This window comes from Brasilonema bromeliae SPC951 (assembly GCF_012912135.1).
GTDB lineage: Bacteria > Cyanobacteriota > Cyanobacteriia > Cyanobacteriales > Nostocaceae > Brasilonema > Brasilonema bromeliae.
This window is the reverse complement of sequence record NZ_QMEB01000163.1, coordinates 1-14761: the sequence shown is the minus strand read 5'-3', so window position 1 is coordinate 14761 and position 14761 is coordinate 1. Positions and strand designations below refer to the sequence as shown.

Genomic DNA, 14761 nt, shown 5'->3' with positions numbered 1-14761 from the left:
CCCCATACATAACCACTTAAATCTCCCCACATTAAATGACATTGATCAATTAGCAGCACTCTCAATTTTCCTGTTTCAATTTCACTGCGGTGATTTGCCAAGAGTGTTTCAATCTCTTTTTTTTTGCTGCAACAGCATTCGGGTCTGCTTTGGGGTTTAATTTTGTGGTTAACTTCTGCGCTTATTCCTGCTGCTTCAAACAAGTCGTAGTAACTTTGTTTTGACTCGTAAACCACGTCGTACTCGAAAGCTAGTTTATACTCCAGTTCCCCAAGCTCCCAATAATCCTTTGTTTGCAGCCAACTCAACACCTTTTCTCGTTGTTCGCTACGAAAGCGCGCTCTTCCTTCCCTTATGATTCAACCGCAGTCCATCTATTCCATCTCGCTCGTAGGCTTGTTTCCAACCTGTTATTGAACCCAGTGACACATCTAGAATTGTCTGAATTTCTTCATACAAGTAGCCTTGATAAACCAGCTTGACTACTAGTGCTTTCCTTACCTCACGCGCATTTGGACGCAAAGCAATAAATTCTTGTAGTTCGGTGATCGCCCTTTGAGTGGTTTGGTGCGATCGCATCGCTGTTGCCACTTGCGCAGGTAGTACTGCGGTTTTTAGATGCTGATTTTTCATTGTCTGCTCTTACACTTGTACACCCCTCCGTATTTTCTCGCTTTTTTTTCAAAAATCAAATAGGAATCCTATATGAGCGATATCTGGGTAACAATTTCTGTAATTGCTGGTTTGATAGGTGTGTGGCTGGGTGTTCAGTGGTTAGATTTGATTTTGGCTTTTCCAGTGGCTTTGTTGGTATTTTGGAGTGGCTGGACTGTTTTAAAAGAAAATTTACCTTGGCTTGTTGATAGGATGGCGTTAAGCGTAGCTCTGCCGTAGGCAATCGCCCCAGAAGTCATTCATGGAATCGCCCTTTCTGTTCCTGGTGTCGTTAACTGTCATGATATTGCTTCTCGTGGTGTTGTTGGTCGTCAAGTCTTCATCGAAATGCATTTAATAGTCGATGCACCTGACGTCGAAACTGCCCACCGTATCACCGAGGAAGTAGAAAAGCGACTAGAAGAACGCTTCAGCCCAGTTAGAATTTTGATTCATGTCGAACCACCTGCCTACCAGTCGAACCATGTTTCTTTCTAGCCCTTACTGATGCGTAAAAATTTTTCCCTCTGGTGAAGCCACGGAGAGGGATGCCCGACAGGGCAGGGTGAGGTTTTACACTTGCCTACTTGCTGATGCAGAAAATAAATCAGGTGGGCAATGCCCACCTAGCTTTAACGCAGTTCCGCGAAATTCCCCATCCCTGAGTGCGGTGGGCGAAATTGCCGGGCTAAAGTTGAGGGTTCGATGCCCTCAACTTTAGCAAGTGATCTCTAACTGCTTCACGAATTAAATCATTGATAGATCTCTCAAGTAGTTGACTAGCGTTTTGCAATTCTTTGTGTTCTTGATCGGAAAAACGAACATTTAGCGCTTTCATAGTTGACGTTTAGTACTGTATTGGTGCTATGATAGTACTGGTTTATGACCACCAGGCTGTATGGAACACAAAGGTTAATCCGAAGTAGCAGTAAGATGCTTACCGCAGAAACATCAAACCTGGAAAAGAACATGACCGCTGGTTAGCAAGGTTACGCCCTGCTATAAAAAACAATCCATGTCATGTTGTACGGTAAAACAATAAACCGTCCCAGGAAGTGGGACGGCTGCGCGGGTTCCCGCAAGGGATAAAGGTAGCAATACCCACAGACGCAGTGTAAGACCATCACCGATTTTAGTATCGGATATTCAGCAATGAATATACCCAACATGGCAACTGCGAATGAGACGCGTTTGCGTAGCGCTCCCTTCGGAGCTAGCCCCATCCGCCATGCGGTGGGGTACTTCACAATTACTCCCACTCAATAGTTCCAGGTGGCTTGGAGGTGATATCATAAACCACTCGGTTAACACCTTTGACTTCATTCACAATCCGATTAGAAATCACTTCCAAGACATCATAAGGTACACGTGCCCAGTCAGCAGTCATACCATCTTCACTTGTGATAATCCGCAAAACGATGGGGTAAGCATAAGTACGTTGGTCACCCATAACACCAACACTACGAACTGGTAGTAAGACAGCAAATGCTTGCCAGTAATCGTGGTATAAACCGCGTTGGTTAATTTCTTGACGCACAATTAAGTCGGCATCGCGTAAAATATTTAACCTTTCGGCAGTAATTTCGCCGATAATCCGAATCGCTAAACCCGGTCCAGGGAAAGGATGCCGTTGGACAATTTCTTCTGGTAAGCCAATAGAACGCCCGACTTTGCGGACTTCATCCTTAAACAGTTTCCGTAATGGTTCCACCAATTTGAATCGCAAGTCTTTGGGCAATCCACCAACGTTGTGATGGCTTTTGATTTTCACTGCCACCCGTTCTCCAGTTTGGGGATCAACATTGGTATTAGCAGATTCAATAACGTCTGGATAAAGCGTGCCTTGAGCGAGATAATCAAAAGGTCCGAGGCGTCTGGATGTTTCCTCAAAAGCAATGATAAACTCGCGCCCAATAATACGACGTTTTTCTTCAGGATCAGTAATTCCAGAGAGTGAAGAAATGAACCGTTCCCTAGCGTTGACATATTCTACCGGAATATGAAACTGTTCTTGGAACAGTTTGAGCAATCGTTCTGGCTCATACTTTCGCATAAAGCCTTGGTCGATAAACACACAAGTCAACTGATCCCCAATTGCTTTATGTAATAAAAAAGCCAAGGTTGAAGAATCGACTCCTCCAGAAAGCGCCAACAGCACTCGTTTATCGCCGACTCTCGCGCGAATTTCTCGAATGGCTTGTTCGACAAAAGCAGCAGTTGTCCAGGTCGGTTCACACTCACAGATATGGTATACAAAATTACGAATTAAAGCTATACCACCAACAGAATGCACCACTTCTGGATGGAATTGGACGCCGTAAAGTTTCTTGTCGTGATCAGCAATAGCTGCACAAGGGGTATTTTCTGTATGTGCCAGTAATTCAAATTGTTCTGGCATTTGAATCACAGAGTCTCCGTGGCTCATCCACATCGTCGTCCCATCTTCAACATTAGTGAACAAATCTGTGGGATCATCTATGTAGAGTGATGCTTTACCATACTCACCTCGGTCAGCTTTTGCCACTTCCCCGCCCAGCTGTTGCACCATCAGTTGCATACCGTAGCATACACCTAAAATCGGAAGTCCCATATTCCAGATTTCTGGATCACACCGGGGAGCACCAGTGTCGTAAACTGAATTGGGACCTCCGGAAAAGATAATCCCTTTAGGATTGAGTTGACGTAATTGTTCAGCTGTGGTGCGATAAGAAAGAACTTCAGAGTATACTTGAGTTTCACGAATTCGGCGGGCAATCAGTTCAGAATACTGAGAACCGAAATCGAGAATTACAATCATTTGACGATTGAGCTGCCCTAAAGATTCAACTTTTTGAGGCGCTTGTTCTGTTGGTAGAGTCACCGCAGTGTTCATGGCAGGGGAGGTATGAGTGTAAGAAGAAATTGTCGCTCGTCAGGTTCAGAACAATACCATTTCTCTGCGTTGTCAGGCTGTGATGGTAGTATAAACCCTCTGCACACGCGACTTTGAATGCGTCTGCTTAGCCGATAGTTATGTGTAAATGGTATTAAGAAGAAAAACTTACCCTAGATTGGTAAGATATTATAGCTTGATTGGTGAATCTTAAGATTATTTATAATAACTTAACATAATTTTGCTATTATCAAACTTCCATTTGTGACAATAAGACTTGCATATTGTCCCAAGAAAGTCCTTGTTGGATGTAGCGGGGTGCTTCAGGATTGTAAGGACTGGCTACGCGGTCAATTTTGATAATTTTTGCTTCATCTTGCAGTACAGGAACATCGGGATCAAAGGCGGTTGGGCGCGTCAAAGAACTGGAAAAGCCTTTAAAAATGGCAATTTCGTCTGACTCACCCGCAATTTCCACACTGACAAGTAGGACTTCTTGAGGACGTTTGACAGTATATTGTTCCAAGCGCTTGCTGATAGAATTGTTCATTTTAAAATTCTTGATTTTCAATTTAGGACGTGTAATTAATGTTTCTTTTACACCCCTAAGAAGTAGGGAGTGAAGGAGTGAGAAAGTGAAGGAGTGAGGGAGTTATTTTTCTCCCTGTTAAGCGCTCCCTGTTCCCTGTTAAGCGTTCCCTGTTAAGCGTGTCTCTTGAAAGCTACTGCGGTGTTGCTGAGCGTCCCTGCTTACCTAGTTTAACGACGACGAAGTAACTTAAGTAAAGCACATAGATAACTAAACCAACGATACCCAGAAAGCCGAGAAATCCAGGTTTGGAGTTGGGATGGAAATATTCTTTAAACAGTAATGGGGCTTCAAGCCAGACGCGACAGTAGGGAGTTGCGATCGCGCCTTCAGAAAAACCACAACCCACAAAAGGTATAAAAGCAATTGCGTTCAAAATACAATACACCGTCGTAGCCCAGCGCCAGGAGGTGAAAAGCAACTTTAGAGGTCCATTTGACTGATATTCAATTTCATCGTTGAGATCCACCCAAAACCACAGAGAAATGGGAATCAGAATCAGACCCATCAGCCCTGAGATAAAACTCACTCCAAAGCCCGCAATCATCAAGTAGATGGTGATAGCCAATAAACTTGCTACTCGCCAGTAAATCGTGAGCAAGCGTTGTATCGCTTCGGCTTTTTCTACATATGCCCAAATTAGCAGAATGATGGGGATAATCACTGCGAATAATACTGCTAATCGGTAGTCCATCCAGACAAAGGGACGAAACCAGACTTCATTATTCATAATCTTTTTTATGAGAAATCAACAATTATAGTGAATAGTCAATTAGTATATGATATTACTCATTAATCTTGTACTCTTGTCTTTAAAAAGAAACAGTCAACTCAATGAAGGATGATAAGAAAATCTCACCCCTATACACATTTCCAGTTTTCTACAGAAAACGGAATGAGCTTGGAGTGAGATTTTGTACAATGGAGTATTTAAGATGCAATATAGCCAGTAAACAGATTCTGGTTACTTGCAAACCTACGATGAATAAAGTGCTGGACGAATCACTTTTTAATCTTCGTAAACCCTGCACTCATCTGCATCTGGATTAGCATCACAGTACACCTCAAGAGAGTTTTTGGGTTTAGATTGCTTCTGGTGGGAGGCTTCGGCTTGCAGTTCTTCTACTGCATCCCAAGCTGCTGCGCACTCAGGAGAGTTGCTACCTGAGGTATCGCAGGTGGCACGAGCTTGCTCTAGTTCTTGTTGGATTGCGTCTTGTATGTTGTTGCTCATCTTCCTAGTCTTGTTGTGTTTTCAATACAAGTATAGAAAAAATTCAAAAATGACACTTTTTGCACTATAGTTCCCATTTTACTGTGATTGACCAAAACTCGTCTCACCAGTAAGTGAGGGAATGTACTCCATAACTATTACAGTAAACCGTACTAATAATTTTGTATTCGTCTTTATCTTTTAAGATTTTACAGAATTTTAGCTCAAACACTAATTATACAATTTATTTTGACCGCCAATTCACCACGTCGGTAACCTATGGCTGCTGGGAAGCTCCGCTATCAGCGTGGCAGGAGTCCTATCGTCGGTTCTTGATAGGATAAAAATAAAAACCCATTAGCCTCGAAAATAAGAGTGGAAAACTCATGGCAGACCAAATACAATGGGCAAACGCCCTATCAACCCGTCCTTCTTTGGAAGCAGCTGTTGCAGATGTCGTACAACAAGCTGTCTCATCGCTAACAGTACCTGCTGATTTAGGGCTGGTATTCATTTCGTCTGCTTTTACAAGTGAGTATTCCCGGCTTTTACCTTTACTTGCTGAACGACTTTCTGTACCTGTGCTGATTGGTTGTAGCGGTGGTGGTGTGATTGGGACAACTGGGCGCGGACAAACCCAAGAGTTAGAAGCAGAACCTGCCCTCAGTTTGACTTTAGCGCATCTGCCGCAAGTGAATATTAAAGGTTTTCATGTTCTTCCTGAAGAATTACCTGATCTAGATAGTCCACCAGATGATTGGATTGATTTGATAGGTATGCCATCAACACCAGCGCCACAATTCATATTGCTGTCTGGCTCGTTCTCATCTGGAATTAACGATTTACTCCAAGGGATAGACTTTGCTTATCCTGGATCGGTGACGGTGGGAGGACAGGCAAGTGGCGGCGGTTTGGGAGGTCGTATCGCCTTATTTTACAATGACAAAGTGTATAATGAGGGGACAATTGGCGTCGCTTTGAGTGGTAATATTGTCTTAGAAACGATTGTGGCACAAGGATGCCGACCGATTGGTAAACCGCTGCAAGTCACCTCAAGCGATCGCAATATCATCCTGGAACTCGATGAGCGAATACCACTGCTTGTCTTGCGAGATCTGATTGCCAATTTGAGTGAACAAGACCGAATCCTGGCACAACATTCTCTGTTTGTTGGGTTGGCGATGGATGGATTCAAGCAAGATTTACACCAGGGAGACTTTTTGATTCGTAGCATCCTCGGAGTCGATCCAACAGCCGGAGCAATTGCTATTGCAGATTATATTCGACCTGGACAACGCCTACAATTTCACCTGCGTGATGCTCAAACTTCTGCTGAAGACTTGGAATTCCTTTTAGAAAGTTATTATAGAAAACAAGTCGCACAACCGTCTGCAGTTGGCGCGCTGATGTTTTCCTGTATGGGACGTGGTGAAGGACTCTACCGAAAACCTAATTTTGATTCTGAGCTTTTTAGGCGCTACCTCAAAGATATCCCTTTAACAGGCTTCTTTTGTGGCGGTGAAATCGGTCCTGTGGGTGGCAGTACTTTGCTACACAATTATACCTCTGTCTTTGGAATTTGCCGTGCGATCAACGACTCAGGAATAAGTTAAAGATTTTTCCTTGTCTGCTAAAGCAACAATGTAGTGTTGTTATCAATGAAGGATGGACTTCCGCTAGGGGCGATCGCACCATACTTCTCAAAGTAGCGACGCAGTTCTGGTGGAAAGTTAGGATAATCAAACACAGCATCTCCATTAGCCATATCTGCCCAAAACTCGCGTAAACTGGGAGCTAATTCTGTTGCCTGCGACATTGGCAGGTTTAAGGGAGGCAGAGTTAGGAACTTAACAAGAAAGGAAAAACTGCGATCGCCCATCCACTTCTTAGATGTCTGTTGCAAGTTCGGGAAATCAGGCACTGATGTCACGCGATAGGATAAAATTTGCAACCATTGGTTACCGTAATTATCCTGATGAAACTCTAAGATTCGGTAAGGATGAGGGTAACTGACTAAAGAACCTGTTGTTATATCGTATACACCGTCTGAATCGGCAACATCTTGAATGTGCAAGTGTCCTGTGAACACCAGCCGAACGCCGTACCGCTTTAGGATCTGCAATAGTTCTGGTGCATTTCCTAACATATAGCGATTTGCCATTGGATGGCGTGATTGATTAGGCAGGTGTTCAACAACATTGTGATGCACCATGACTAACACAAAGTCATCAGCAGCCCCTGCTAAAACTTCTTCTAACCACCGTAGCTGTTGGGTATCTAAGCGTCCTACCTGCTGTCCTTGATCGTCAAAACAGTTAGAATTTAGACCGATGAGCCTAACACCTGGCAGTAACTGACAAGTGTAGTAAAGTTGGTCAGTATCCTCGTAGCCAAACTTGCGGTAATAGTGCGGAAAATCAGAGACAGCAATGGATTGCTCATTCGCCTTCACAACGGGAACATCATGATTACCAGGAACAACATAACTAGGAAAGGGAAGCTGTGCTAAACGTTCTTGCAACCAAGCATGATTCTCTGGTTCACCGTGCTGAGTTAAATCTCCTGGAAGCAAAAGAAAATCTAGATTAAGTTGTGTTAAATGTTCTAGTACACTTTCAAACGCGGGGATGCTAACCTCCACCAAATGAAAACGACTGGGATGATTCCAGATTGTATGGGAAAGTGCAAGGTGCAAGTCGCTGACCACAGCAAAGCGAAAATTTGAAATCATTGATTTTATGACAATCTCAAAAGTAGGGTGTAAAAAACTCTTTTTAGAAAGAGTATAACCCTTGCTTCGCTACGCTGCTTGCCAGTGATCTCGCTTAACATTTGTACATAAAATCTGTCAGTTTTTCTCGTTGATCAAGAAGAACGTAGAATTTGAACGAAATATTGGGGGCTTTTTCTGGTGTGTTGCGAGTATCCAAGGAAAAAATATACAAAGCACTTTTTAGAGCAATTCCTTTTTCTTACTTGACATTAGCAATCACCTGTCCAATGTCTTGAGGCGTTGCACCTGTTGCGAGGATTGCCCGAATTAATAGCTCAATTGAAACTGAAGCATCTCCATTTTCAGCTTTTGCAATCCGGGATTGGCTAGAGCTAATTTTGGAGGCAAGTTCAGCTTGGGTCATCAGTTGTTGCCGACGTTCCTTCAAGCTTCGACTAAGAGCTAACTTAATTTCAACAAAGATAGTTTCCTCCGGTGTTAACTTCAAAAAATCTGAGACTGTCCCAATCTTCCAGCCTTTAGATTCTAAGCGTTCTTTCTTTGCTTGATCCATCACATGACTCCTGTTAGGTGGAGTTTTTACCTCACCGTGCAGCCAAACCAAAGGTAAGGTTGGTTGTTCTATGCCATCTTTATATCATATCTGATATATTGCTGTGCCTCTGTCGTCTAAAAAATCCGTTGCAACCAACGAACATGTTTGACAATTACGATATATCGCGATACTATAAAAGTATGTTGAACAAAAGAGAAAATTATCCTATGCATGACCGAATAAGAGCACATCATCCAGAGGGCGGACACCATGCCCACAGACACGGACACCATCCTCATAGAGGAGAAGGTGGACGCAGAGGAGGACCTCCCAGAAGAGGGGAGGGCAAAGTCCGGCGTGGTGAGGCGCGTTACCTGCTTCTTGACGCGCTTCGCGATGAACCCAAACACGGCTATGAGATTATCAAGGCGCTGGAGGAGCGGTCGTCTGGACAGTACGCCCCTAGCCCTGGCACAGTCTATCCAACCCTGCAATATCTAGAAGACATGGGACTGGTGCGTGCCGATCAAGAAGCAGCGCGGCGCGTCTATCATCTGACGGAGACGGGACGAACCGAGTTGGACGCCCACGCGGAGGAGGTGAATGCTTTTTGGGCGCGATTAAAAGAACCTGATACATCTGCCGCGATTCAAGCCGAAATCGGTTTTCTGGAGGACGAATTGGAACACTTGATGCGGACAGTATGGGGCGGATTACGAAATGCCCTAAACCGAGATGATCAAAAAACAATCCGTCGTGTCCGGGAGGTGATTGAACACTCCCAGAATGAGGTGCGGCGCATCCTGACAGAACCCGACAGCTTTAGAGATAATCAAGAATAACCGTATTTTTTTGATTGTTTCTGGTTGACCGAAATTAATGGGTACAAGCCCCGTCCTTCTAGGACGTCTTTTTTGTGTTAACATGATTGACGTAGGGATTGTCCACGTCAAATGATAGTTTTAGAGTTCAAGGCTAAGGGAAGGACAACTCAATATAGTGCTATAGATGAGGCGATTAAAACGGCTCAATTTGTTCGCAACAAGTGTATTCGTTTTTGGATGGATAACCGAGGTGTAGGACAGAAAGATCTGTATCGTCACAATACAGCATTAAGAGCAGAATATCCTTTTGTTAAAGACTTGAACTCTCATGCTTGCCAATCTGCGGTGGAAAGAGCTTATAGTTCTATTGCTCGATTTTACGATAACTGTAGAAAGTCTATCCCGGGTAAAAAAGGTTATCCTCAATTCAAAAAGAATTGTCGTTCAGTAGAGTACAAAACTTCAGGTTGGTCACTTTCTGAAACTAGGAAGCAAATCACATTCACCGATAAAAAGGGGATTGGCAAGCTTAAGCTCAAAGGAACGTGGGATTTAAACTTCTATCAATTAGATCAGATAAAACGGGTTAGGTTAGTCAAGAAATCTGATGGGTACTACGTTCAGTTTTTAGTCAGATCTGAAAATAAGGTAGATACACAACCTACTGGCAGAACCATTGGATTGGATGTGGGACTTAAGGAGTTCTACACTGATAGCAACGGACATAGTGAACCTAACCCTAAGTTTTATCGAACTGGCGAGAAACGATTGAGATTTCGTCAACGTCGTGTTTCTCGTAAAAAGAAAGGCTCTGCTAACCGCTTGAGCGCCATTAATAAGCTAGGGCGAGTACACCTTAAAATAAGTAGGCAACGTGAAGAACATGCCAAGAGAGTGGCGCGTTGCGTAATCCAATCTAACGATTTGGTTGCCTACGAAGACTTGAGGATTAAGAACTTGGTCAAAAATCACTGTCTCGCCAAGTCTATTAATGATGCAGGTTGGTATCAGTTTAGGAAATGGTTAGAGTATCTTGGAGTTAAGTTTGGCAGAGTTACGGTTGCTGTCAACCCTGCTTATACATCACAAGAATGCTCTAAATGTGGCACTCATGTTAAAAAGTCTCTGTCCATGAGAACCCACGTTTGTCAGTGTGGATTTGTGTTGGATCGGGATTATAATGCTGCTCTAAATATTCTGAATCGAGCCTTAAGTACCACAGGGCATGTGGGAACTTGGATCTTAGATCCGAACGCTTCGGGAGACTTGGCCTCTACTGTTTTAGGTGCAAACCTATCTCAGCAAGTTGAATCTGTGAACGAAGAATCTCCGCACTTATAGGGCGCAGAGTGTCAAAGATATTGGGTTTGGTGAAAAGGAGAGTCCATTTTGGCAATTGTTAGAGTCCGTCAACACGTTAACCCGCTTGCACAAAAGTATCAAACACTGATCGATCCCCTGGACTGGGAAAAAGTCTACGCCAAGCCAAAAGCGCCCCTACATCTGGATATTGGGGCCGCGCGAGGACGCTTTTTGTTAAGCATGGCAAAAATTGAACCAGACTGGAATTTTCTGGGTTTGGAAATTCGGGAACCGTTGGTGGTGGAGGCGAACAAGTGGCGGGATGAGTTGGGACTGACAAATCTCCACTATGTGTTTTGCAATGTGAATAACTCATTGCGATCGCTTTTCTCTTCCCTTCCTAAAGGAAGTCTACAACGTGTCACAATTCAATTTCCCGACCCCTGGTTTAAAAACCGCCATGCAAAACGGCGAGTCGTCCAACCAGAATTAGTTGCAGAACTGGCAGAATTTCTCGTACCAGGGGGTATTGTATTTTTGCAATCGGATATTGAGTTTGTGGCGGAGGAAATGTGCGATCGCTTTACAAATCATCCCGCTTTTCAAAGACTTGGTACAGGAGAATGGCTAGCAGAAAATCCGCTACCAGTTCCCACAGAACGGGAGATAACGACAACAAACAAGGGTGAACCTGTTTATCGTGCTTTATTTGAAAGAGTGAGTTCTTCAATAGCATGAACAGTGAGAGAATTCATTATTGGTTATACTCAATTGAATGATTCTCAGATCGAGCAAAATATTTGTATGTTGTCTCAAGTGTTGAAGAACTAGAGAAGCGATTTTTGGAGCATTTGTGCACTTTGTTGAAAAGTGATGAAAACAGATAGAATTTTTAGCTTTTCTACTTTTGATGAAGTCGAAATTGCGGTGGTGTGTTGCGCCACGCAATTTCGGAGTGGGCGATAAGCCGGAGGCTTTAGCTTGTGCGTATCGCCTGAATCAGTGGTTGGTTTTTACTGTTAAGAAAGACAAGGAACAGGGAACTCTTAACAAGGGGGATGGTGTTTCTTTGATATGTTGCTAGCGGTGAGACCAGCGCTGCGGGAGGGGAGCCACTGCGTTGGACGGGTTTCCCGGCTTGAAGCATGTGGCGTTTTCCCGACAACAGGCGACCCGCGTTCCCGGAGGGTTAAGAGCGCTAGTTAAAGGTTCAGAATTTGATCATCCCCAACTTGGGTGTGAAATTGTATTTAATTTTTAATTTATCATTTTGAATTTAGAATTCCTTCCCAGGGGCTGACTCATCTGGAGAAAGACCTTTAGATTCTAACCATTCATGGTTGAAGATGCGCGACTGGTAACGGGAACCGCTGTCACACAAGATAGTAACTATGGTGTGCCCTGGTCCCATTTGTTTTGCTAAAGCAACGGCCGCAGCTACATTTATACCTGTAGAACCACCCATAAATAAGCCATCCTTCCGTAGTAACTGATAAACAACCTTTATGGCTTCCCTGTCATCAATCTGGACAGCATCATCACTAGGCGCGCCTTCCATATTGGCGGTAATACGACTATTGCCAATGCCTTCAGTAATAGAATTACCTTCAATATTGATTTCGCCTGTTTTAATGTAGCTGTAAAGTCCGCTACCTTTTGGGTCAGCTACAACACACTTAATTGCTGGATTTTTTTCTTTCAAATACATTGCTACACCAGCAAAAGTTCCACCAGTCCCTGTTGAAGCGACCCAAGCGTCAACTTTACCATCTGTCTGTGCCCAAATTTCTGGTCCTGTGGTTTCGTAATGGGCGCGGCGGTTTGCTAAGTTATCAAACTGATTTGCCCAAATAGCATTTTCCATCTCGCCAGCTACTCTACCAGAGAGTTTGACATAATTATTGGGGTCTTTATAGGGTACAGCAGGGACAGGGCGAACTTCTGCACCTAAAGCCCTCAAAGCATCCATTTTCTCTTGAGATTGAGTGTCAGGAATTATAATCAGGCATTTATAACCTTTGGCGTTGCATATATGTGCCAACCCAATGCCAGTATTACCAGCTGTTCCTTCTACGACTGTACCACCAGGTTTGAGTAAACCTTTTTCTTCGGCATCTTGAATAATATAAAGTGCTGCCCGATCTTTAACAGAACCACCAGGGTTGAGAAATTCTGCTTTACCAAGAATTTCACACCCAGTTTCGTCACTAAAGCTGTTTAAACGAATAAGTGGTGTATGACCTACAGTATCTACAAAGCCGTTTCTGATATCCATGTTTAAACTTCTTGGTGGAGACTATGCTTTTGGTCATCAGGCGTGAGGCCTTATTGACCCTATACTGATTTTAGAGAGGTCTTAGTTCTAAGGATAAGATTTTCCCATACACACTCAAAAATTTTCAAACGTCAACCACCAAGTGCAGTGTAGTGCTAAATTCTATGGCTAAAGTGCAGCAGCAGTAGAATGCTTAAATTTTTCTAAAAATTCTTCTTAGAGTTCCTATCCTATGATTTCACAATTTAGGAAACAAGATATGAACGTAAACAAGTGTAATTACTGAGGAAAAAAAATCTTGTTTATATCTTCAATATTAGCCCAGATTTCTAGATCTTTCACAGGAGATGATAGAAAAGGTGTGATACTTCACTATTGAACTAAAATTTACACTTAATTTTTTAGCCTACGTCTTGTAAATAGCAAATATCATGCTTCGCATACTCCTAATTGATGACAACTTTGATGTGCACCTGTCGATAACACGGCAACTCAAGCAAGAATTTTCCCCAATAGAAGTTACCTCAATTATTCATGTTAAGAGTTTTGAGGAAGCGCTAGCGTATGGTGATTTTGATATTGCAATTACTGACTACTCTCTACACTGGACTAATGGCTTAGAGGTTTTAAAAACCATTAAAGCTAGATATCCAAACTGTCCTGTCATTATGTACACTGATAGCGGCAACGAAGAAATTGCTGTTTTAGGGATGAAGTCTGGGCTAAGTGATTATGTCTTAAAGGGAAGGCTAGAGCTGCTTGTCATTGCAATTAGGGAAAGTTTAGAAAAGCAGACATCACTTCACGAGTATGCTGTTGCCATTGAGCGATTGCGAGTCAGTGAAGAGCGTTTAGAACTGGCAATGGAAGCTGCTCATCTAGGCACCTGGGACTGGGACATACCAACAAATCAAGTGATTTGGTCTAAAAATCATGAACAATTATTTGGTTTACCATCAGGAGGCTTTCTAGGAAGTTATGAAGCATTTCTTTCCTGCGTTCATCCAGAAGACAGAGAACAAATTTCTGAAGCTATTACCTCTGCCATAAATACAAAAACTGACTACAACAAGGAATTTCGCGTTATTTGGTCTGATGGAAGCGTTCATTGGATCTTGGGTAAAGGTAATTTTTTTTATGACGATACAGGTGAGCCTGTGCGCATGATTGGAGTGGTGTTAGACATCACTGAACGCAAGCACCGGGAAGAAGAATTGGAGCGAGCAAATCGCTTAAAAGATGAATTTCTTGCGATTGTCTCCCACGAACTTCGCACTCCTTTAAACGCAATTTTAGGTTGGGCACAGTTACTACGTAGCCGCAACTTTGATGAAGCAACTAGAAATCATAGTTTAGAAATTATTGAACGCAGTGCCCTTCAACAAAACCAGTTAATTGATGATATTCTTGATACCTCTCGCTTAATGCGAGGGCAAATGCAGCTGTCTATATCTCCTATCAATTTAGTCAGTGTGATTGAGAACGCGCTTAATACTCTACAGTTATCAGCAGAAGGAAAATCAATTACTTTGGAAACCGTACTAGAGTGCTCAGTCGCGGTAGTGATGGGAGATGAAAATCGCTTGTATCAAATTGTTTGGAATTTACTTTCCAATGCAATTAAGTTCACCCCTGTAGGAGGACGAGTGGAAGTGAGGCTGTCAATTAGCGCTGAGTCAAACTCTTGTGACTCACAACTCAAAACTCAACAACGCCAATCCTACGACACTTACGACAATGGGGGACTTCGGGCTTCCCACGGA

The 14761-nt window shown here is 43.2% G+C and carries 12 protein-coding genes and 2 pseudogenes; 6 read left to right on the top strand and 8 right to left on the bottom strand.

The genetic code is table 11. From position 1 onward, the window contains the following. Positions 1–633 (bottom strand): annotated as a pseudogene (locus tag DP116_RS19125) (helix-turn-helix domain-containing protein); the annotation flags it as partial. Positions 634–705: 72 nt separating this feature from the next. Between DP116_RS19125 and DP116_RS19120 the strand changes: the two are divergent. Continuing rightward, positions 706–1152: pseudogene (locus tag DP116_RS19120) on the top strand (cation diffusion facilitator family transporter); the annotation flags it as partial. Positions 1153–1903: 751 nt separating this feature from the next. Here DP116_RS19120 and guaA read toward each other — a convergent pair. From guaA to DP116_RS19100, 4 genes are all read right to left on the bottom strand, one after another. After that, positions 1904–3526 (bottom strand): glutamine-hydrolyzing GMP synthase, encoded by a 1623-nt coding sequence (gene guaA / locus DP116_RS19115; protein WP_169156681.1) that lies wholly within the window; start codon positions 3524–3526, stop codon positions 1904–1906. Positions 3527–3776: 250 nt separating this feature from the next. Further along, positions 3777–4076 (bottom strand): DUF7734 family protein, encoded by a 300-nt coding sequence (locus DP116_RS19110; protein WP_169156680.1) that lies wholly within the window; start codon positions 4074–4076, stop codon positions 3777–3779. Between the two features lie 172 nt (positions 4077–4248). Then, positions 4249–4845: a DUF3177 family protein gene (locus tag DP116_RS19105; protein WP_169156679.1), complete on the bottom strand. Its 597-nt coding sequence runs from the start codon at positions 4843–4845 to the stop codon at positions 4249–4251. Between the two features lie 279 nt (positions 4846–5124). Beyond that, positions 5125–5349 (bottom strand): Calvin cycle protein CP12, encoded by a 225-nt coding sequence (locus DP116_RS19100; RefSeq protein ID WP_169156678.1) that lies wholly within the window; start codon positions 5347–5349, stop codon positions 5125–5127. Positions 5350–5714: 365 nt separating this feature from the next. Between DP116_RS19100 and DP116_RS19095 the strand changes: the two genes are divergently transcribed. Continuing rightward, positions 5715–6941, top strand: a complete 1227-nt coding sequence (locus DP116_RS19095) for an FIST signal transduction protein (RefSeq protein ID WP_169156677.1) — start codon at positions 5715–5717, stop codon at positions 6939–6941. A gap of 17 nt (positions 6942–6958) precedes the next feature. On the opposite strand, the gene DP116_RS19090 is transcribed toward DP116_RS19095, so the two are convergent. Both DP116_RS19090 and DP116_RS19085 read right to left on the bottom strand, forming a co-directional pair. Continuing rightward, entirely contained in the window at positions 6959–8059 is a 1101-nt protein-coding gene (locus DP116_RS19090) for a metallophosphoesterase family protein (protein ID WP_169156676.1), read from the bottom strand. Between the two features lie 241 nt (positions 8060–8300). Then, entirely contained in the window at positions 8301–8615 is a 315-nt protein-coding gene (locus tag DP116_RS19085) for a helix-turn-helix domain-containing protein (protein ID WP_169156682.1), read from the bottom strand. A 209-nt stretch (positions 8616–8824) separates the two neighbouring features. Here DP116_RS19085 and DP116_RS19080 point away from each other — a divergent pair, with 209 nt between their 5' ends. From DP116_RS19080 to trmB, 3 genes are all read left to right on the top strand, one after another. Further along, on the top strand, positions 8825–9439 hold the full coding sequence (locus tag DP116_RS19080) for a PadR family transcriptional regulator (RefSeq protein WP_169156675.1): 615 nt from the start codon (positions 8825–8827) through the stop codon (positions 9437–9439). 111 nt (positions 9440–9550) lie between these two features. Next, a complete protein-coding gene (locus DP116_RS19075; RefSeq protein WP_169156674.1) occupies positions 9551–10762 on the top strand; it encodes an RNA-guided endonuclease InsQ/TnpB family protein in 1212 nt (403 codons plus the stop codon). 48 nt (positions 10763–10810) lie between these two features. Then, a complete protein-coding gene (gene trmB / locus DP116_RS19070; protein ID WP_169156673.1) occupies positions 10811–11461 on the top strand; it encodes a tRNA (guanosine(46)-N7)-methyltransferase TrmB in 651 nt (216 codons plus the stop codon). Positions 11462–11999: 538 nt separating this feature from the next. On the opposite strand, the gene DP116_RS19065 is transcribed toward trmB, so the two are convergent. Further along, the gene (locus DP116_RS19065; RefSeq protein ID WP_169156672.1) at positions 12000–12998 is read right to left on the bottom strand and encodes a cysteine synthase A; all 999 of its coding nucleotides are present in this window, start codon (positions 12996–12998) and stop codon (positions 12000–12002) included. Between the two features lie 431 nt (positions 12999–13429). Here DP116_RS19065 and DP116_RS19060 point away from each other — a divergent pair. Beyond that, the coding region (locus DP116_RS19060) for a sensor histidine kinase (protein WP_169156671.1) at positions 13430–14761 on the top strand (1332 nt) is incomplete at its 3' end.

What these genes read in the sequence shown, in the direction of transcription:
- DP116_RS19105 (WP_169156679.1), bottom strand. Translation starts at nt 4,845, where the DNA reads ATGAATAATGAAGTCTGGTTTCGTCCCTTTGTCTGGATGGACTACCGA.
- DP116_RS19065 (WP_169156672.1), bottom strand. Translation starts at nt 12,998, where the DNA reads ATGGATATCAGAAACGGCTTTGTAGATACTGTAGGTCATACACCACTT.
- DP116_RS19075 (WP_169156674.1), top strand. Translation starts at nt 9,551, where the DNA reads ATGATAGTTTTAGAGTTCAAGGCTAAGGGAAGGACAACTCAATATAGT.
- guaA (WP_169156681.1), bottom strand. Translation starts at nt 3,526, where the DNA reads ATGAACACTGCGGTGACTCTACCAACAGAACAAGCGCCTCAAAAAGTT.
- DP116_RS19110 (WP_169156680.1), bottom strand. Translation starts at nt 4,076, where the DNA reads ATGAACAATTCTATCAGCAAGCGCTTGGAACAATATACTGTCAAACGT.
- DP116_RS19090 (WP_169156676.1), bottom strand. Translation starts at nt 8,059, where the DNA reads ATGATTTCAAATTTTCGCTTTGCTGTGGTCAGCGACTTGCACCTTGCA.
- DP116_RS19095 (WP_169156677.1), top strand. Translation starts at nt 5,715, where the DNA reads ATGGCAGACCAAATACAATGGGCAAACGCCCTATCAACCCGTCCTTCT.
- DP116_RS19080 (WP_169156675.1), top strand. Translation starts at nt 8,825, where the DNA reads ATGCATGACCGAATAAGAGCACATCATCCAGAGGGCGGACACCATGCC.
- DP116_RS19100 (WP_169156678.1), bottom strand. Translation starts at nt 5,349, where the DNA reads ATGAGCAACAACATACAAGACGCAATCCAACAAGAACTAGAGCAAGCT.
- DP116_RS19085 (WP_169156682.1), bottom strand. Translation starts at nt 8,615, where the DNA reads ATGGATCAAGCAAAGAAAGAACGCTTAGAATCTAAAGGCTGGAAGATT.